Source organism: Acinetobacter sp. YWS30-1, from assembly GCF_033558715.1.
Taxonomy (GTDB): Bacteria; Pseudomonadota; Gammaproteobacteria; order Pseudomonadales; family Moraxellaceae; genus Acinetobacter.
In genome coordinates this window covers 317989-336019 of record NZ_CP114606.1, presented here as the reverse complement: position 1 = coordinate 336019, position 18031 = coordinate 317989, and the positions used below count along the sequence as shown (strand labels likewise).

Annotated in this window: 19 protein-coding genes; 11 read left to right on the top strand and 8 right to left on the bottom strand. The window is 42.5% G+C overall.

Annotation, left to right across the window (positions count from 1 at the left end):
* Positions 1 to 76: 76 nt before the first annotated feature.
* Positions 77 to 1486: an SLC13 family permease gene (locus O4M77_RS01565; protein ID WP_004781797.1), complete on the top strand. Its 1410-nt coding sequence runs from the start codon at positions 77 to 79 to the stop codon at positions 1484 to 1486.
* 73 nt (positions 1487 to 1559) lie between these two features.
* Here the strand turns inward: O4M77_RS01565 and O4M77_RS01560 are convergent, their stop codons facing one another.
* Positions 1560 to 2669, bottom strand: coding sequence for an HPP family protein (locus O4M77_RS01560; RefSeq protein ID WP_323713725.1), 1110 nt, complete (start codon positions 2667 to 2669; stop codon positions 1560 to 1562).
* A gap of 198 nt (positions 2670 to 2867) precedes the next feature.
* Positions 2868 to 3695, bottom strand: a complete 828-nt coding sequence (locus O4M77_RS01555) for a transglutaminase-like domain-containing protein (protein WP_180003003.1) — start codon at positions 3693 to 3695, stop codon at positions 2868 to 2870.
* Positions 3696 to 4009: 314 nt separating this feature from the next.
* On the opposite strand from O4M77_RS01555, the gene glyQ reads away from it, so the two are divergent.
* The 3 genes from glyQ to O4M77_RS01540 all read left to right on the top strand — a co-directional run bounded on the left by glyQ (position 4010) and on the right by O4M77_RS01540 (position 8247).
* Complete coding sequence (gene glyQ / locus O4M77_RS01550; protein ID WP_005232423.1) at positions 4010 to 4999, top strand: glycine--tRNA ligase subunit alpha; 990 nt, start codon at positions 4010 to 4012, stop codon at positions 4997 to 4999.
* Positions 4999 to 7068: a glycine--tRNA ligase subunit beta gene (gene glyS / locus O4M77_RS01545; RefSeq protein WP_323713724.1), complete on the top strand. Its 2070-nt coding sequence runs from the start codon at positions 4999 to 5001 to the stop codon at positions 7066 to 7068. Before glyQ ends, glyS begins: the two co-directional genes overlap by 1 nt.
* 69 nt (positions 7069 to 7137) lie before the next feature.
* Positions 7138 to 8247, top strand: coding sequence for a hypothetical protein (locus O4M77_RS01540; protein WP_323713723.1), 1110 nt, complete (start codon positions 7138 to 7140; stop codon positions 8245 to 8247).
* Here the strand turns inward: O4M77_RS01540 and O4M77_RS01535 are convergent.
* Complete coding sequence (locus O4M77_RS01535; RefSeq protein WP_253105210.1) at positions 8182 to 9150, bottom strand: IS30 family transposase; 969 nt, start codon at positions 9148 to 9150, stop codon at positions 8182 to 8184. The two genes, O4M77_RS01540 and O4M77_RS01535, sit on opposite strands and share 66 nt — an antisense overlap.
* A 137-nt stretch (positions 9151 to 9287) precedes the next feature.
* Here O4M77_RS01535 and O4M77_RS01530 point away from each other — a divergent pair, with 137 nt between their 5' ends.
* From O4M77_RS01530 to O4M77_RS01515, 4 genes are all read left to right on the top strand, one after another.
* Positions 9288 to 9818 (top strand): hypothetical protein, encoded by a 531-nt coding sequence (locus O4M77_RS01530; RefSeq protein WP_323713722.1) that lies wholly within the window; start codon positions 9288 to 9290, stop codon positions 9816 to 9818.
* 122 nt (positions 9819 to 9940) lie between these two features.
* A complete protein-coding gene (locus tag O4M77_RS01525; RefSeq protein WP_159123919.1) occupies positions 9941 to 10330 on the top strand; it encodes a hypothetical protein in 390 nt (129 codons plus the stop codon).
* A 235-nt stretch (positions 10331 to 10565) separates the two neighbouring features.
* Positions 10566 to 11045, top strand: a complete 480-nt coding sequence (locus O4M77_RS01520) for a hypothetical protein (protein WP_179992851.1) — start codon at positions 10566 to 10568, stop codon at positions 11043 to 11045.
* 108 nt (positions 11046 to 11153) lie between these two features.
* Complete coding sequence (locus O4M77_RS01515) at positions 11154 to 11672, top strand: hypothetical protein (protein WP_313483389.1); 519 nt, start codon at positions 11154 to 11156, stop codon at positions 11670 to 11672.
* Between the two features lie 38 nt (positions 11673 to 11710).
* Here the strand turns inward: O4M77_RS01515 and O4M77_RS01510 are convergent, their stop codons facing one another.
* From O4M77_RS01510 to O4M77_RS01500, 3 genes are all read right to left on the bottom strand, one after another.
* Complete coding sequence (locus O4M77_RS01510; RefSeq protein WP_323713721.1) at positions 11711 to 12664, bottom strand: 2-hydroxyacid dehydrogenase; 954 nt, start codon at positions 12662 to 12664, stop codon at positions 11711 to 11713.
* A gap of 92 nt (positions 12665 to 12756) precedes the next feature.
* Complete coding sequence (locus O4M77_RS01505) at positions 12757 to 12951, bottom strand: hypothetical protein (RefSeq protein ID WP_005232434.1); 195 nt, start codon at positions 12949 to 12951, stop codon at positions 12757 to 12759.
* A 122-nt stretch (positions 12952 to 13073) separates the two neighbouring features.
* The gene (locus tag O4M77_RS01500; protein ID WP_323713720.1) at positions 13074 to 14345 is read right to left on the bottom strand and encodes a hypothetical protein; all 1272 of its coding nucleotides are present in this window, start codon (positions 14343 to 14345) and stop codon (positions 13074 to 13076) included.
* Positions 14346 to 14458: 113 nt separating this feature from the next.
* Between O4M77_RS01500 and O4M77_RS01495 the strand changes: the two genes are divergently transcribed.
* Together O4M77_RS01495 and O4M77_RS01490 are read left to right on the top strand one after the other, a co-directional pair.
* Entirely contained in the window at positions 14459 to 15235 is a 777-nt protein-coding gene (locus O4M77_RS01495) for a class I SAM-dependent methyltransferase (RefSeq protein ID WP_323713719.1), read from the top strand.
* A gap of 15 nt (positions 15236 to 15250) precedes the next feature.
* The gene (locus O4M77_RS01490) at positions 15251 to 15829 is read left to right on the top strand and encodes a hypothetical protein (RefSeq protein WP_323713718.1); all 579 of its coding nucleotides are present in this window, start codon (positions 15251 to 15253) and stop codon (positions 15827 to 15829) included.
* Positions 15830 to 15912: 83 nt separating this feature from the next.
* Here the strand turns inward: O4M77_RS01490 and O4M77_RS01485 are convergent, their stop codons facing one another.
* Together O4M77_RS01485 and O4M77_RS01480 are read right to left on the bottom strand one after the other, a co-directional pair.
* The gene (locus O4M77_RS01485; protein WP_125278829.1) at positions 15913 to 17115 is read right to left on the bottom strand and encodes a TIGR03862 family flavoprotein; all 1203 of its coding nucleotides are present in this window, start codon (positions 17113 to 17115) and stop codon (positions 15913 to 15915) included.
* Between the two features lie 3 nt (positions 17116 to 17118).
* Positions 17119 to 17763: an SAM-dependent methyltransferase gene (locus O4M77_RS01480; RefSeq protein WP_323714078.1), complete on the bottom strand. Its 645-nt coding sequence runs from the start codon at positions 17761 to 17763 to the stop codon at positions 17119 to 17121.
* A gap of 84 nt (positions 17764 to 17847) precedes the next feature.
* Here O4M77_RS01480 and O4M77_RS01475 point away from each other — a divergent pair, with 84 nt between their 5' ends.
* Positions 17848 to 18024: a DNA gyrase inhibitor YacG gene (locus O4M77_RS01475; protein WP_179992857.1), complete on the top strand. Its 177-nt coding sequence runs from the start codon at positions 17848 to 17850 to the stop codon at positions 18022 to 18024.
* The last annotated feature ends 7 nt before the right edge of the window (positions 18025 to 18031 follow it).

Here is an 18031-nt window from a genome sequence, read left to right as displayed (position 1 = left end):
TTAATCAAAACACATATTCACTTTTATAAGAATTTCAAAAACGCTTTTAAATAAAAAAGTTGAGCAAGGAGGTTGTATGAACGACCCTTTACGCACCCCGACTAATGCCATGCCAAAAGGAATTCGCAAAGGCTGGATTTTAATTGTGATCGCTGCCGTGATCTCTTATGGCTTGTATCATATTTTACCCTATGACGAAAATGCCAATAAGGGATTGGCCCTACTGACCTTTATCGCCATTCTATGGCTGACCGAAGCCCTGCATATTACGATTACAGCCCTACTCATACCGGTACTGGCGATTGTATTGAGTATGCCGATGGCAGATGGTGATGAACTGGTACCGATTAGCATGCAGGCAGCACTCGCTACCTTTGCCGATCCCGTGATTTTCCTGTTTTTTGGTGGTTTTGCTTTGGCTACGGCGCTGCATATCCAGAAACTGGACAAGAAGATTGCCACATGGATTATCTCGCTCTCCGGTGGACATCTCGGTGCTTCGGTACTGGCTATCTTTTTAGTAACTGCTGCCCTGTCGATGTGGATTTCCAATACCGCCACCGCAGCTATGATGTTGCCTCTGGCGCTGGGTTTACTTGCGCATCTGGATGCCGAAAAAGAACGTAAAACCTTTGTATTTATTCTGCTCGGGATTGCCTATTCAGCCAGTATTGGTGGCTTGGGCACCATCGTCGGTTCTCCACCGAATGCGATTGCAGCCAAAGCCCTCGGTTATGACTTCGCTGACTGGATGAAAGTCGGCCTACCAATGATGTTCATCATCCTGCCAGCAATGTTGATCAGTCTGTATCTGGTGCTGCGTCCAAAGCTGAATCATAAGGTGAATTTTGTCACCGAAAATATTCCCTGGACCACCACCCGTATTGCGACGATGGTGTTGTTCCTCTGTACGGCGATGGCCTGGATTTTCAGTAAAAAATTGACTGAAAATTTCGGTATTTCACAGCCTGATACCTGGATCGCGATTCTGGCAGCCTGTCTGGTGGTGATTCTGGGTACGGCTACATGGAAACAGGTTGCTGAGAATACCGATTGGGGCGTGCTCTATCTGTTTGGTGGCGGCTTGACCTTAAGTGCTGTCTTGAAGGATTCAGGCAGTTCTCTGGTTTTAGGTCAAACACTGGCAAATGCTTTCGGTGACTCCTCGCCTCTCGTAATTATCTTCGTTGTGGCAACCTTCATCATCTTCCTGACTGAATTTACCAGTAATACTGCCTCGGCTGCCTTACTGGTTCCGGTCTTTGCCGCCATTGCCGACCAGATGGGTATGCCTAAAGAGATTCTGGTGATTGTGATCGGGATTGGGGCTTCTTGTGCCTTCATGCTACCTGTGGCGACACCACCGAATGCGATTGTGTTTGGTACTGGCCATATTCAACAAAGTGAAATGATGAAAGTCGGCTTTGTCCTGAATATCATGTGTATTTTCTTGGTTTCCCTGTTTATTTACTGGTTCTTTATCTAAGTTTAAATAAATCCAGATTCCAAATTAAAAAGCACCCGAGGGTGCTTTTTTTTCAGAACTATTCAAAACAGCTTTAAGCTCTCATTTTAAAATGGTTCAGTTCCTGATTCAGGGCAGCGATAATATCTGCGCGGCTGATAATTCCGACCAGACGCTGCTCACTCACTACCGGAATATAGTTAAAGGAACGCTCCACAAAATAGGGCACCAGATCCTGAATCGGCTGCAATGGCTGCACAGTGACCACTTTGCGGGTCATAATATGTTTGACTTGATGTTCCCAGCTGCTGCGCACATCTGCAGCACGTTTAAACCATTCTACCACCTGATACATGGCCAGCGTTCCCACCAGCTTGCCTTCCGCATTAACCACCGGCAGGCTCATCAGGTTCATTTCTTTAAATTTATCCAGTGCATGCTGAATATTATCATTAGCATGCAGGGTCACCACGTCTTTAGTCATAATGTCCTGACAGGTAAACTGGTTGACCGCACGGGCATTGGCTCGGTCCTGCGCTTCCAGAATAATCTTTTGCAGGTCATATTCACTAATGTCCAGCAGCTCGGTTTGCTGATCTAGTACTTCCTGAATATCTTGCGGCTGAATAGTGACTTTCTGGGTCGGGGTCGGATCTTTGGAACGGGTATTCAATTGCGCCTGCTGCGGATAACGCTTGCCAATCATTCGATTAAAGACGATCGCAATTACCATCAATAAGATCGAATTCAGCAGCACCGGATAGAAAACGAAAGCATAGCCGAGTTCATGCACCGCATTGCCGCCGAGTACCGCCGTAATAGCCACAGCACCACTCGGTGGATGCAGGGAATCGGTGGTCATCATTAAAATGATTGCTAATGCCACCGCCAGACTAAAAGCTTCGGTCGGACTGGCAATAAACAAGGCACAGCTCACACCCACCACAGCCGCGATGGTATTACCTACCAGAATATTCCAGGGCTGCGCCAATGGACTGGCCGGAACTGCAAACAGCAGCACCGAAGAAGCTCCCATCGGTGCGATATACCAGGCTTCAAAATCACCCAGAATCCATAAACTCAGTAATGACGATACCGTGAGACCCAGTAGTGCCCCAATACCGCAGAGTAAACGGTCCTTGAGTGGAAGAACTTTAAAATTCGGTTTTAAGGTATTGAGCCAGTCGAGATTGGAATGGAACACGGCGCGCCTGATTTTAATGTTTACAGATTTTGCGCATTATAAAACTAGTCGCTTTAAAGATGTATTTATTTTATATCTTTTAATTACACTTAAATGGATGCTGTTTAAAAAGTTAAGTCACACACCAGAGAAAAACCATCCATCTAGTCCTATTTTACTATTCAATCTCTCATAGGATTTTCAATAAGATCATTCATGTCAGGTGATTTTAGTCTCAGCTTCGCTATGAGAACCAGATTTAATCAGAGGTTCGATTTTGAGCAGCTCGACCTGACCATAATAGGTTGAAAATGCTACATCTCCGGCATCTACCCCAGTACCAATGCGAATCAGCTCGTCGACCGGGGCTAAACGGGTCGGATCAAACTGTACCCATCCTCCTTCCAGATAGGCTTCAAAAATGGCATGAAAATCGGGTAAAAATTTTTCAATTTCCACATAACCGACCACCATGCGTGCCGGAATTCCTAAAGCACGACACAGCGCAATGCCCAAATGAGCAAAGTCACGGCATACACCTGCTCGGTGGACCAGCACATCCGTTGCAGTCGTAAACTGATCAGAACAGCCAGAGACATAAAAAATATTGTTATAAATCCACTGTTCGATGGCTTTTACACGCGTATAGCCGGGTATCATCCAGCCAAATGAACGTTTCGCCATTTCTAGTAATAAATCTGAATTGCAATAGCGGCTGGCCAGCAAATAAGGTAGTACTTCATCCGGCAGGTCTGGAATTTTGACTTCACTCAAGTTTTGCCTCAGATCATTCGGAATGCTCGGCTGACGGGTAACTGTCGCGCTATAGTTCAGTTCAAATGCCTCACAGGGTTCGAGTTGCAACCGGATATGACGGTTTTGATGCTGAGCATCCTGAAATTCATGCCACTTGACCGGCATATTCATAGTGAGCTGTTCTCCGAGAATATTCTGATCGGGATGATGGGCGACCTGAACCATAAAAATAAATTCGGTAGGTTGCACAATCTTGTATTTTAAATGGCACTGAATTTGGTAAGTGGTCATGAAGTTCCTTATTATTAGGCATTATTATATTGTGTGAAGATTAAACTAATTCTAAGACCGCAATCGTATGAGATCAGTTTAACTTTATCGCGCTTCAGTGAACAGGATGCTATACATCTGATTTATTCCTGATTTTTGGATCTCATCCCATTGCTATTCCAGCATAAAATTGCAGCAAAGCCGCGCAAAATCTGGCATGAATGAAGACCATTTTAATTTTTTCCAAAATATTTTCAGCGTATTAACCCTTTGCCACTCCCCTGTAAAATCCTTATAATCAAGCACAATTTTTCTCTAATTTTAAGTGGATGACCATGAGTCGCGCCATATCGCATATTGATACCTTCCAAGGCTTAATTCTTGCCTTACAAAACTACTGGGCGGAGCAAGGCTGCGTCGTGTTACAGCCTTACGACATGGAAATGGGTGCAGGGACATTCCACACTGCAACTTTCCTTCGTGCGTTAGGTCCCGAAACCTGGAATGCTGCTTATGTTCAGCCATCACGCCGTCCGAAAGATGGTCGTTATGGTGAGAACCCGAACCGTCTGCAACATTATTACCAGTTCCAGGTTGTGCTTAAGCCAAACCCGGACAACATCCAGCAGCTTTACCTAGATTCTTTAAAGGCAATCGGTATTGATCCTTTAGTTCACGACATCCGTTTCGTGGAAGATAACTGGGAATCTCCAACACTGGGCGCATGGGGTCTAGGCTGGGAAGTTTGGCTGAACGGCATGGAAGTGACTCAGTTCACTTACTTCCAGCAAGTCGGTGGTGTTGAATGCTACCCAGTAACCGGTGAAATCACTTATGGTCTGGAACGTCTGGCGATGTATCTGCAAGGTGTAGACTCAGTTTACGATCTGGTTTGGACCAAAGGTCAGTTCGGTACTGTGACGTATGGCGATGTGTTCCATCAAAATGAAGTAGAACAATCGACTTATAACTTCGAATATGCACCAGTAGAAAAAATGTTCGAACTGTTCGATTTCTACGAAGCTGAGGCGACCCGTTTAATCGAAGCTGAACTGCCATTACCTGCTTATGAGCAAGTGATTAAAGCATCACACAGCTTTAACCTGTTAGATGCGCGTGGCGCGATCTCTGTGACTGAACGTCAGCGTTATATTCTGCGTGTGCGTACTTTGGCACGTTCAATTGCGACCAGTTATGTAGCAGCACGTGCGAAACTTGGTTTCCCAATGGCAGAACCTCACCTACGTGACGAAGTCCTGGCTCAGCTTAAAGCTCAAGTAGAAGCAGAAGCGGCTCAAGCAGAAAAATCAGCGGAGAACAAATAATGTCTAAACATACAGTTTTATTTGAACTTGGCTGTGAAGAACTTCCACCAAAAAGCCTGAAAAAATTACGTGATGCTTTAAAAGCTGAAACTGAAAAAGGCTTAAAAGATGCGGGTCTGGCTTTCGATGCGATCGAAGCTTATGCAGCGCCACGTCGTCTGGCACTTAAAATCGTAAATGTTGATGCTGCTCAAGCGGATACGCAAAAACGTTTTGACGGTCCTGCTGTGCAAGCGGCTTATGATGCTGAAGGCAAACCAACCAAAGCACTTGAAGGCTTTATGCGCGGTCAAGGCATTACGGTTGATCAGGTGTCTACTTTCCACGCCGGTAAAGTTGAAAAAGTCTGCTACCTGAAAGATGTGAAAGGCCAAAGCCTTGACATTTTACTGCCACAAATCCTGCAACATGCTCTGGATCAATTGCCAATCGCAAAACGCATGCGTTCTGCTGCTAGCCGTACTGAATTCGTTCGTCCGGTAAAATGGGTGGTCTTGTTAAAAGACAGCAATGTGATTGATGCAACCATTCAGGATCATAAAGCAGGCAACGTGACTTATGGCCACCGTTTCCATGCGCCTGAAGCGATTATTCTGGCCAATGCAGATGCGTATCTGGATGCCCTGCGCGCTGCGAAAGTGATTGCGTCTTTTGAAGAGCGTCAAGCAATCATCGATCAGCAAGTCAAAGTACTGGCTGATGAAGTGAATGCGATTGCCATTGTTCCTGCGGATCTGCGTGACGAAGTCACTGCTCTGGTTGAATGGCCGGTTGCATTACGTGCCAGCTTCGAAGAACGCTTCCTTGCCGTTCCTCAAGAAGCGTTAATCACCACTATGCAGGACAACCAGAAGTATTTCTGTCTGGTGAATGCTGAAAACAAATTACAGCCTTACTTCATTACCGTTTCTAATATTGAGTCTAAAGATCCGACTCAAATCATTGAAGGTAACGAAAAAGTAGTTCGTCCGCGTCTGTCAGATGCAGAATTCTTCTTCCTGCAAGACCAGAAACAACCGCTTGCGTCTCGTAAAGAGAAACTGGCCAACATGGTATTCCAGGCACAACTGGGTACTTTGTGGAACAAGTCTGAACGTATTGCCAAACTGGCTGTCGCGCTTGCTCCGATTACCGGTGCCAAAGCTGAAGATGCTGAAAAAGCAGCTTTACTTGCAAAATGCGACTTAACTTCTGAGCTGGTCGGTGAATTCCCGGAACTTCAAGGGATCGCGGGTACTTACTACGCACGTCTTGAAGGCGAAAATGATGAAGTGGCTGAATCTTTAGGTGAGCAGTATTTACCTAAATTCGCGGGTGACGTTCTGCCTAAGACTAAAACTGGTACAACGATTGCTCTTGCGGATCGTTTAGATACCTTGACTGGTATTTTCGGTATCGGTCAGGCACCAACAGGTTCTAAAGACCCATTTGCGCTACGTCGTTCTGCGATTGGTATCCTGCGTCTGGTAACTGAAAACGAACTAGATGTTTCAATCGAAGATCTGATCAAGCTGGCATTGGCTGCTTATGGCGACGTATTGAAAGACCACGACAAGACTTTGGCAGATGCAGTTGCATTCCTTGAAGGCCGTTACCGTGCGAAATACGAAGACCAAGGCGTTGACGTTGACGTGATCCAGGCGGTTCAAGCGTTGTCACCAAAATCTCCGCTTGATTTTGACAAGCGTGTAAATGCGGTAAATCACTTCCGTGCATTGCCTGAAGCTGCTGCACTTGCTGCTGCGAACAAGCGTGTGGCGAATATTCTTGCTAAAGAAGCTGCGCCTGAAGGTGCAGTGGTTGAAGCAAATCTGGTGGAAGATGCTGAAAAAGCATTGTTCGCTGAACTTGCGAAAATCACACCAGTGGTTGAGCCGCTGTTTGCTTCTAAAGATTACACTGCTGCGTTATCTGCATTGGCTGCCCTACGAGCACCAGTAGATGCGTTCTTTAATGGCGTCATGGTGATGGCAGATGATGCTGAATTGAAAGCAAACCGTTTACGTCTGCTTGCTCAGCTACGTGACCTGTTCACTAAAGTTGCAGATATTTCAGTGCTTCAACATTAAATGTTAATTGCTTGAAATTTAAACAAAACCCCGCTATAAATTAGTGGGGTTTTTTAATGAAAAAATATTATGTCATCTAGTACTATCGCTAAAATAACTTTATACAAAATTAAAGAAAGCGGTTTATATGAAAGAGGAAATAGTAATAAAGCTATTTTCGGCAATCTGGAAACATTTTTAGATGACCTAAAGGATTGGGTTACTCAAGATGATAAACCCCTAAAAGAAACATGTACTTATGCTCCTTTTGAAGATAAAGATGTAAAGAAAACTTTTTGTTATGATATTAAAAAAATCAATAATGATTTCCTATTAGTTACTTGGAATGAATCTGCTACGACTAATAATAAATTTCCTTCTATATCTGGATCTTCTAAAGTTGGCGAAGCAAATATTAACTTTAATGATATTGCAGAAGATGAAATTCCGGGCTTTCCAACATACTTTTACTTTATGACCCAAGAGGCAAAAGTTGCAACTATCAGTTTTGACTATACGCAGAATGGAAGATTGAATTTAGAAAAATATCTAAAAGAGTTTTTTTCTAAATTAAGTTCTTATGTAGCGTTTACTTCACAGAAAAATATTGATGGTTCATTCGAAAATATCATTACCGGCTGGGAAGATGAAGATGGTAATTTATATAAAAACTTAATTGGTAAATTTCAGCTGCAATTAATTAGAAATAAAGGAAAAATTGATTTTCTCTTGAAAAATCACTCTCAAATTAGAAAAATTTATCAACATAATAAAATTTCTACAATTGAATTTTTGAATCTAAGTAAATGGCAAAGCTTAACTAACAAAATACTTCGTAAAGATGATCATATTAATGAAAAAGTAATTAAGTTTTCTTTAGAAACTAATTACCAGCCTCAAAATAAAGAGGAATTAATCAAAATACTTGATGAATGGGAATCTCAATCTTCATTAAATAGTAAATGGGATGACCTTGGTTTTTCTTTACAAGGGAATACCTCTAAAATTTATTGGTTAAGTAAAAGTATCGCAAATGACGAGTTTGAGTTAGATATTCATCAAAATGGAAATCAAATCTTTGATACAGATCAATTATTAAATTGGTTATACCACCATAAGAAAGATATGGCGAATTCAAACATGAGGTGCGACAGTTTCAAAAGCCTTATGATAATCAACAAGCTGAGCAAATTTCTCTAATGGTGTAAGCCAATCTAACGCTTTTCTAGGACGAGTATTCAGTGACATGGCGACTTGATTTAAATAATGCTGATCTGCCTGATTTAAATCAATCCCTTTAGGTAAATATTGCCTAATTAAACCATTCATATTTTCGCATGTACCTTTCTGCCATGGCGAATGTGGGTCACAGAAATATACATCTATGCCTAAATCTTCTTCGAGTATTTTATGTTCTGACATCTCACGTCCACGGTCATAGGTCAACGTTTTACGCAGTTCTGCAGGTAAATATTTCAGAGCTTCAGTTAAAGCCTTGCGCACTGATTCTGCCTTTGCATCAGGTAATGTTGCCAAGATACAGAGCCGTGTATTTCGTTCAATAAGTGTTGCTATCGAACTTTTATTGTCTTTACCTTTAATTAAATCGGCTTCCCAATGACCCGGTATTTTTCTTTCTTGAACTTCGGCTGGGCGCTCATGAATAGTTTTAATATCCTGTAATATAGAATCTTTTTTAGGTTCACCATTAGCTTTTCGCTTTTTATTTTCATGACGCAGACAGGATAATAAGTCTTTTTTCAACTCACCCTTTGGTAATGCTCGTATAGTTGAATAAATCGTTGTATGGCTTACATTCATTGTTTGATCCAAATCAGGAAATGTCTTTAAACGCTTTGCTATTTGCTGAGGAGACCATAAACAACGGATCGCTTCAACAATAAATCTCCAGAGAATTGAGTCGATTTTGAGTTTTCTGTGACCGCGTCTACGTCTAGCGAAGGTGTTATCAGAAGCATATTGAGCTTGATAAACGTCATTGATGCTATTTCTTTTAAGCTCACGATAGATCGTACTAGGATGTCTTTTAATGAGTTCAGCAAATTTTCTGGCTGAAAAGCCTTCTTTTCTTGACTCAAGCATTAATGCAGTACGATCTTCAAAGTTAAGATGATGGTATGACAATTTTATATACTCCATAAACCCTTTAAATTAATTAGGTGGTTTATGTCGCACTTCAAGTTTTACTCTGCCTATCCTTCTTTTACAAGAAGAAAAAAATGACTAAAAGAGAGTTTGTATTACTCATCTTCCTCTTTACTCTTATAGCTTTCTTCTTAGGAAAGTGGATTCCCTTCGAGTATCAAAAAAATATTTTCGATAGTATCACGAGTACTACTTCAATCATTTTTGCAATTTTAGGTATATGGCTCGCGTTATTTTATCCTGATACTATTTCTAAAATTTTTAAAGGAGATACAAGTAGTAGTTCTACTGAAGCTCATGAAAAAGATAAGGATGAAATTTTCAAGAGACTAAGCCTAAGCCTAGTTATTACTACTTTTATATTAATACTTTGTATTTTATCTAATTTTATTATTTATCCTATTAAGAATATAAGTCTATTTGAGCCAATAAAATATTTGCTTAGAAGTGTGTTTTTTGCATATTTATTTCTATTAAGCATCGCACAAATTTATGCATTAATTTCCACATTACTTCCAAACAATTTTATTGAAACAACAATGGAAAGAAATAAAGAAAATGAAAGGTTTGCCAAAAGAAATGGCCCTTTATCTAGAAAGAAATAATTTTCTAAACCATTTTATTAAGTAACTTGATTTTATCTTTAAATTTGAAAGATATGGAGTATGGCCAATCTTTTAGTAATTCCCTATACTCACCCTAACAACACTCAACAAGAAAGAAGCGCATGAAATTTCAAACACTCATTATGACGACTCTTGCGGGTATCGCACTTACAGCATGTACATCTCAACCCACCATTCCACAACTGGAACTGGGTGTATTACAGGAAGTAAAAAATCTCGAAGTTATTCCAGAAACCACCAACAATAAGGCGAAACTGACTAAGTTCCTCGACAAATGCGTGATTGAATTTACTGGCGACATCGGTAACAACCGTTCAGTTGAACAATGGTCATTTAAAGGCATGACCCTGATTGATGCCGGCTCAGCAACTTTCCAGCGCGACGGAACCAGCACAGCACAAAAATTTGACCTGCATGATGCGGCAGTACAAAAGAACTTTGTAACTCTGCGCAATCATTTTGCCAAAGATGCCCTAACTCAATGTGATTAAATAGATCGCCCTGTTTTTATGATGAAAATGGGGCTATTTATTTGAATGAACAGAAATTTAATCTTTCTTCTGATTTGACCTACTTTTTCTTTCTCTTAAAAATTATAAAATCCTCGCATCAAACTACGCTGAACCTATATTCTCTTCACAGCTTATTCATTGTTTTTGGCTGATTATCCGTTACACTGAAAACCAAACTCAGACCGCTCTTTGACGAATTCGAGGTCGATCCATAATGAATATCAAAACCCCAATTATTTTAACGACTGCTTTAATGTTCTGTGCACCTGTATTTGCACAGACCGAAACCACTCAGACTACTAAACCGATTGCACCTTATGGTGAGAATCCGAACCTGCTGCATGTATTTGCCTATAAAGCACAGGAAGGTGTTATCAATACCGCTGAAAAAGTAGGTGAAGTCACTGAAAAAGGCATTGCCAAAATCAAACCGGGTGTAGATCGTGCCTGGGGCAATACCAAGTCTGCGGCATCAGATACCATCCAGAAAGTAGATGAAGGTGCGACTCAGGCAGCACAGCAAACGGGTCAGAAAATTCAGCAAACCCGTGAAGTCTGGCGCGGCAATTCACAACAGACGCCAATCGTGCAACAGCCTTTGAGTCAGCCATCTACCGCAACTCAAAATTCATCGGTATCACAATCCCAATCAAGTTCCGGTACAGCAACCAGTTATGCAGTAGATGATCTTTAAATCATCGCATTGAAAAAAGCCCATTACGGGCTTTTTCTTTTAAGCATTGAAGATAGTTGAGTCTTTCTTTAGACTGAACTCAAGTAAAATCATGAGAAGATAATAAAAATGAAAAAAAATCTCCTCAGCTTTATCGCCGGCATTCTGTGTGGTGTAGCCATCCTGTACATCACTTTACTGGTTTCAGGTGAAACCGTGACCTCAATTGCTGCGATTGATGATGAATTATCCTCCATCCCGAGCCTGTCTAGTGCGAATCCTTATAACCATAAAACCGAAGGCGAAAAAATCCAGCATATAGAACACTTGGAGGAAGCTGAATTTAGGCCCGCCTCTGGCAATAATGCCGACCTGTATCGGATCAAGGATATGTGTAAATTAAGAATCGGGACTCAAGGAGATGACATTTATAGCTATCGAACTGCTTATTTTTCGCAGAATCATCTGATTTATATGTTTGAAACCCATTATCGAACATCTTATGACAAGCGTCCCGATGAACGGGTACCCGAATTTAAGCGCGTCTATCAGGAAATTATATTTAACCCCCGGTCTGCACTGGTTCAGAGTGAATTTTTAAAGCTATTAGATAAATATATTACGCCAGAAAACCGAAAAAAATGCTGATCGAATTTAATCAGCATTTAGTTTTTATTTGGCAGTTTTTAATTTACCTGACGGATAGGCCGGCCTTGCTTAAAGGCTTCTACATTTTCCACCATCTGATCCACAATGCGTTGACGCGCATCAACGCTGCCCCAAGCATTGTGCGGTGTAACGATCAGGTTAGGAATTGAGGCATCGAGCAATACATTTCCCTCTTTCGGAGGCTCCACGGTAAGCACATCCGTCGCAGCACCGGCAATTTTGCCTTCGCATAAGGCCTGAGCCAAAGCCTGTTCATCGACGATTCCACCACGCGCACAGTTAATTAAAAATGCACTTGGTTTCATCGTGTCCAGTTCGGCATGACTGATTAAATGACGGGTATCTTCCGTTAAAGGGCAATGCAGGCTTAAAAAATCCACTTGTGGCAATAACTCTGCAAATGGAATACGGGAATCATCTGCTGGACGGTTGGGCAAAGCTGCAATCAGTACTTTCATGCCAAAGGCTTCTGCCAGTCTGGCAACTGCATGGCCCAGCTCACCATAACCAATAATACCTAAGGTCTTGCCTGCCAATTCTACAATTGGCGCACCCAATAGACAGAACTGGCTGGCCTTTTGCCATTCGCCCTGCTGTACTGCACGTTGATAGGTTAAAAATGAAGTGGCCAGATTGAGCATCAGCATAAGGGTATGCTGAGCGACGGCAGAGGTGCCATAAGCCTGACAGTTACACACCACAATGCCACATGCCTTGGCCGCAGCCAGATCGACATTATTGGTGCCCGTAGCAGAAATCAGGATCAGTTTCAGTTGAGGGCATTGCTGGATGGTTGCCGCGTCAATCATGACTTTGTTGGTAATGATGACATCGACATCGGCCACACGAGACTGAATCTCTGCAGCCGATGTGGCCGGGTATAAGACCAGCTGATCAAATACTGCATGTAGTGCCTGAAAGTCCAAATCCTGTTGGTCTAAAGAAGCATAATCTAAATAAGCGGCTTTCATGGCGCTACCCTCAACCTTGTTTGACAATTTATTTTGATTGCCATTTAAAACAAGTCCTGCAGGGTTTTCAAGCAACTTACTGTCAGAAGTGGTTAATCTACAGACTTATCAATATGGTTACGCAGAGAACGGCGCACCTTATAAATCACATATACACTGAGAAAGATCAGAAAAATAAGAGAAGAACTGAGCAAGATCACTGCAGGATGCACACTTTCCGCGTGTGCAAAATTAGGCAGCATCAGTCCAAGAATAAAACAAATACTTGTAACTTGTTTGGATTGCATATATTTACTCCCTTGTCATATAAACAACCGGAAGCGGTGTGACTATTTTTCATACCGCCTAAGACCATATTAGGCCTTAGCAAACATAAGTCAAGTATTTGTTTTTTAGATAAATTTTTTGGTTAGTTCATTTCACTTCGTGTCACAAACTGTGTATTTTTGTCACTTGCGTCAACGAAACCGGAAGCGCCGTATTCATCTGTATGCAAATTCAGATGTTTATAGCTGAACATATAAAAATCAGCATAGCGTTTCATGATAATCGGATGCATGCCTACATTTAATTCATCCTGCTCCTTGACCAGTTTCATAATATGCCGATCATTCATCACTACCAGATAACGTTCATCATTCAGATTGATGGTCAGCAAGCCATTACCTTTGGCATAGATTGGAATCAGGAATTTATGGTTCAGTGCAATCGCATCACCGGTATAGCTTTCGATCTTGTTGCTGATGACGTTAAAGACCAGTGCATGTCCATAGGCATCGAGCAATAACTGGCGCTTTTCCTGCGGCAGATTGACGTGAATTCCGAGCTTAAGCAGATCCTGCTGATCGACCTGTTTATTACTCAGCAATTCACGCAAAATCACCTGTTTTTGCGCTGCATCAAAAAACTGGGTATCCAGCAGCAGATCATTATTTTTCAGGATACGCCCTAAAGCAAAACGATGCCTCGGCAAGATATTCTCAATCACCTTACGATAATAGAACTTGCTGTTTTTCTTGACCCGACGCATTTTCTGGTAGAAATAACTTTCATCATATTCATGCAATAAAAAGTCATACAGCAGCTCGGAGCTGGCCAGAACAGCGATGGCGTCATGGCCGGTAAATGGCAGATGCAGTACATGATGCTGTGGAAGTATGGCTTCTAGTTTCAGATAATGTGCCCGGTCTTCGGTACAATATGGGTCATAAACCAGAATATATTCCCGTTCCGGACTGACGTCTTCTGCCTCAATCCGCATGCCTTCATTCAGCTCAGGCTGGTAAAACATGTTGTAGCGGGCATCTTCGACATCTTCCGGATCAATCGAATATTGCGGCACCATCGCGACCACTCGCTGAACATTCAGCAGATTGGAATATTTAATCGCAGCATAGCCACCCATGGAGCCACCATAGGCAATGCGCTGCTGAAACGGTGCAATCAGCTCGGCAATGGCTTGCAACATGTTCCACATGGAACTTTTTGGAAACCAGGATTTATGTTTGGGCATGATTCCCAAAACATTAAATTCAAATTTTGCTAATGATTTTTCGGCATTGATGCTCAAGCCCTTGGCACGGGTAATCAAATCTCCAAATGAAAAAATCAATTCTGAAGATGACCCCGGCATAAAAATTGCGCGTATATGCTCATCTTCAAAAACAATCTGCTTATCCATAACTTTCCCGTGCTGGTGAATCTAACTTTTCGGCAACAATTCACTCAATGAATAGGGCCGAAAAAGTGAATATGCTATTTTATATCGATGAAAAAGATTAAAAAGCGCAAAATATGACACAATCACTGCATCCTGCAGCTCAACAAGGGTTTAGTACAGCGGCTGAGCTTTATCAGCAGGTACGCCCTGACTATCCGGCAGATCTTAGCCCATGGCTTGCCGAGACACTGTCATTGCCTGTAGATGCAGATCTTGTTGATTTGGGAACAGGAACAGGTAAATTTATTGCCTATTTGCTTCCACTCAGCAGCCACATCACCGCCATTGATCCTGTCCCTGAAATGCTGGCCCAGTTAAAACTGGCACATCCGGATATTCATACCCTTGAAGGGATGAGCCACCAGCTTCCCCTGCCCGATCATAGCGTGAATGCCGTGTTTTGTGCACAGTCATTTCACTGGTTTTCCAATCTAGAGACCTTAAAGGAGCTGGATCGGGTACTTAAACCTCAAGGCTTTCTGGTACTGGTCTGGAACCAACGAGATATTACAGTCGACTGGGTTAAAGCCCTGGCAGATTGCATTGCACCACTGGAAGGCAATACGCCACGCTATCATAGTGGTGCCTGGCGTAAAGTATTTGAAGAACAGAATCTCTTTCAGCCTTATGCTGAAACGCAAATGCAACAGCTACAGCATGGCCCTGTCGAGCAGGTGGTTTCCAAACGCTTATTGTCAACCAGCTTTATTGCGGCACTACCAAAAGAACAGCAACAGCAGCTCAAGCAGCAATTCGAACAAATTATCAAAAACTATACGGACAAGGGTGCAGAAGATATGATTAATTTCCCTTATATCACCTATGTTTATGTATTCAAGAAAAATAATTAGGAACAGGATTCAATCATGCACACGATTCAATTGATGTCACGAACTGCACTTTTCACTGCCGCCATGTTTTTGATGGCCTGTGACCAGAAAAGTTCACAATCTGTAGAACAGCAGGCAACGGAAGACTCTGCATCGGAGGAAATCATGCAGGAATTGAAAACTGGACCCGTGAAAAACTTCCCTAAAACGGAAGATGATCCCCATGATATTGCTGTCTTGAATGACTATGAAGAACGTTTCCAGGAAATGAGCGCGGATCTGGAAGCTGAGCTCAATGGCATGCGCAATGATGACAATCTGACTCCGGAATTTGTCCAGCAACGTCAACGCGATCATGTCCAGTCTTCGCTAAATATGCTCAAAGATCTGGAGCTTAAAACTGAACAGGGCCGTTATATTCAGGGTTTGATGTATCAATACTGGGAACATCAGGAAAAACTGGTGAATAGTCCGAGATCTCAGGCCTCTACCGTAAATGAAGCCAGTGAAAATGTAAAAGGTCTGGGCAAATATCTACATGCCCAAGAGCAACTGGAACGCTGGCGTTCGCAATATCCAGAGATGATCACCGCAAATAAAGCCCCAGCACAATAAATAATACATTTCAGGAAGCGGACGCTTCCTGAAATTTTATATGCAGTTCTAAGATTTAACTTTCACTTTCTGAAGAATGCGTATTATTGAGCTTGAACTAAATATTGCTGCACCCCTTCTGCGGCTGCTCGTCCAGTGGCAAAACAGGCTGTCAGCAAGTAACCCCCTGTAGGCGCATCCCAGTCCAGCATCTCACCACATAAGAACACATGTGGATTGGATTTAAGCTGAAGCTGCTCTGACAGAACCTCGCGTTTAACACCACCTGCACAGCTAATCGCTTCCTGTATAGGACGGAAACCTGTTAAAGGAATTTTCAATTGCTTAATCTGCTGTGCTAATTCAGTAGCATTTTGCCAAAGTGGCTTTGGTAACAGTTCACGCACCAGAGCAGCTTTTGCACCATCCAGACCTGCTTTCCGCCAGATATTATTCAAAGACTGCTTTTTACTTGGCTGTAATTTTTTAGCCAGCTGCTCTAAGGTTTGATCCGGAAAAAGATCCAGATTCAGCTGCATTGGCTGACCCTGTTTCAGCTGTTGACGCAGTCCCCGGTCCTGTTTATAGATTAGACCACTTTCCAGACCATAGTGACTGATCACGATATCTCCCATGGTCTTGTCACCGCCATCAACCCAAGCCTCGACCCGTTTTAGGGGCTGACCGAAGATTGGCTGCATAAACTTAGACCATGGATATTCCACACCCGCATTACTGGCTTGGAAAGGTTCAATCTCACTGCAATCAAGCCATGCTTGCCATTTCCCATCACTGCCGAGTTTTGACCATGACACTGCACCACAAGCCAAAACAATCGCATCAAAGTTTTCTGTGAATGCGCAATCATTTTTTAAATCATGGATCTGTAGCTGATGATTTTTCAGATCTAGAATTTGATGACGATAATGAAATTGTACCCCTTGCTCAGTTAAACGTTTTAACCAGACACGCAATAGTGGAGCGGCTTTCATTTCTGTAGGAAAAACTCGACCTGAAGAACCAATATAAGGTTCAATGCCAAGATCTTTCATCCAGTTTTGAATCCATATCGCATCCCAGCGTTTGATCCAAGGTTCTAACCAGTCTACCTGATCATAACGCTGCACAAACTGCTCGACGGGTTCGGCATGAGAAATATTTAGGCCGGTTTTGCCAGCCATCAGGAATTTACGGGCAGCCGAAGGCTTCTGTTCAAACACATGAACTTCATAATCAGACTGGCTCAGAACTTCTGCAGCCATCAAGCCTGCCGGGCCAGCACCCACAATTGCAATGTGCTTCGTCATGGCTTATTCCGCTGAACTCGCATTCTGCCCTTGTAGCGGCTGAAACTCATCAAAACGTGTTGTATAGCCTTCCGGTTTACTAATAATCAATTGCTGGCACAACTCACCACGTTCTAGATATTTAATTTCAAAATGAGTTCTTGCCGAGTCTTGGCCAATGACTTCTTTAACGAAAGGCAGTTTCCACAGGTTTTGAACCTGCTGCTCTGCCTCCTCAATATATTCAGGAATATTACTCGCCAAAGTAATCGTGCCACCAGTTTCTAAACGCGATAATAAAAACTCAAAAAATGGCATATTCAGCCAACGCTGTGCCGGGTTATGCGGCTCAGGGTTCGGATACAAAATAAAGAATTGTTCGACTTGTGCTGGATAGAGTGCATGCACAATCCACGGCAAGGCATCGGCATGAACCGTTTGTAAATTCGGCTGTCCTTCCAGCGCATGCTGTTTTTGCATGGCCAAAAATTTCTCTCGAGTCCGCTCGATCGCTATCAGCTTGCTGTTCGGATTGGTCTGGGTAAAGAGCAATGCGTGTTTACCTTTGCCCGCACCGATTTCCACACAAACCGGTTCAGAACTGATACTTTGGAAATCACGAGGCGCATGCATACGCTGTGCTTGAAATTGACGAATCGACATAATCAGATCAAACTAATAAAAACTGTATAAGTCTAACAAGTGCAGTTATATTTGCCTAATCGAAGCTTTATTTTTCTAGGGAGTGTGCTGATGCCGACCACTTTAAAATGTCCACGCTGTGGCAAACTGACCACTTGGGAAAATAATGAATTTCGTCCTTTCTGCTCGGAACGCTGCAAAATGATTGATCTAGGCGCTTGGGCCAGTGAGGAATACAAACTGCCAACCCAAGATGCTCCAACAACTGAATCTTCTGAAGAAGACTGAACCTTTT

Coding starts and splice junctions, on each gene's coding strand:
- O4M77_RS01565 (WP_004781797.1), top strand. CDS start 77: ATGAACGACCCTTTACGCACCCCGACTAATGCCATGCCAAAAGGAATT.
- O4M77_RS01555 (WP_180003003.1), bottom strand. CDS start 3,695: ATGACCACTTACCAAATTCAGTGCCATTTAAAATACAAGATTGTGCAA.
- glyQ (WP_005232423.1), top strand. CDS start 4,010: ATGAGTCGCGCCATATCGCATATTGATACCTTCCAAGGCTTAATTCTT.
- glyS (WP_323713724.1), top strand. CDS start 4,999: ATGTCTAAACATACAGTTTTATTTGAACTTGGCTGTGAAGAACTTCCA.
- O4M77_RS01540 (WP_323713723.1), top strand. CDS start 7,138: ATGTCATCTAGTACTATCGCTAAAATAACTTTATACAAAATTAAAGAA.
- O4M77_RS01535 (WP_253105210.1), bottom strand. CDS start 9,150: ATGCTTGAGTCAAGAAAAGAAGGCTTTTCAGCCAGAAAATTTGCTGAA.
- O4M77_RS01530 (WP_323713722.1), top strand. CDS start 9,288: ATGACTAAAAGAGAGTTTGTATTACTCATCTTCCTCTTTACTCTTATA.
- O4M77_RS01525 (WP_159123919.1), top strand. CDS start 9,941: ATGAAATTTCAAACACTCATTATGACGACTCTTGCGGGTATCGCACTT.
- O4M77_RS01520 (WP_179992851.1), top strand. CDS start 10,566: ATGAATATCAAAACCCCAATTATTTTAACGACTGCTTTAATGTTCTGT.
- O4M77_RS01515 (WP_313483389.1), top strand. CDS start 11,154: ATGAAAAAAAATCTCCTCAGCTTTATCGCCGGCATTCTGTGTGGTGTA.
- O4M77_RS01510 (WP_323713721.1), bottom strand. CDS start 12,664: ATGAAAGCCGCTTATTTAGATTATGCTTCTTTAGACCAACAGGATTTG.
- O4M77_RS01505 (WP_005232434.1), bottom strand. CDS start 12,951: ATGCAATCCAAACAAGTTACAAGTATTTGTTTTATTCTTGGACTGATG.
- O4M77_RS01500 (WP_323713720.1), bottom strand. CDS start 14,345: ATGGATAAGCAGATTGTTTTTGAAGATGAGCATATACGCGCAATTTTT.
- O4M77_RS01495 (WP_323713719.1), top strand. CDS start 14,459: ATGACACAATCACTGCATCCTGCAGCTCAACAAGGGTTTAGTACAGCG.
- O4M77_RS01490 (WP_323713718.1), top strand. CDS start 15,251: ATGCACACGATTCAATTGATGTCACGAACTGCACTTTTCACTGCCGCC.
- O4M77_RS01485 (WP_125278829.1), bottom strand. CDS start 17,115: ATGACGAAGCACATTGCAATTGTGGGTGCTGGCCCGGCAGGCTTGATG.
- O4M77_RS01475 (WP_179992857.1), top strand. CDS start 17,848: ATGCCGACCACTTTAAAATGTCCACGCTGTGGCAAACTGACCACTTGG.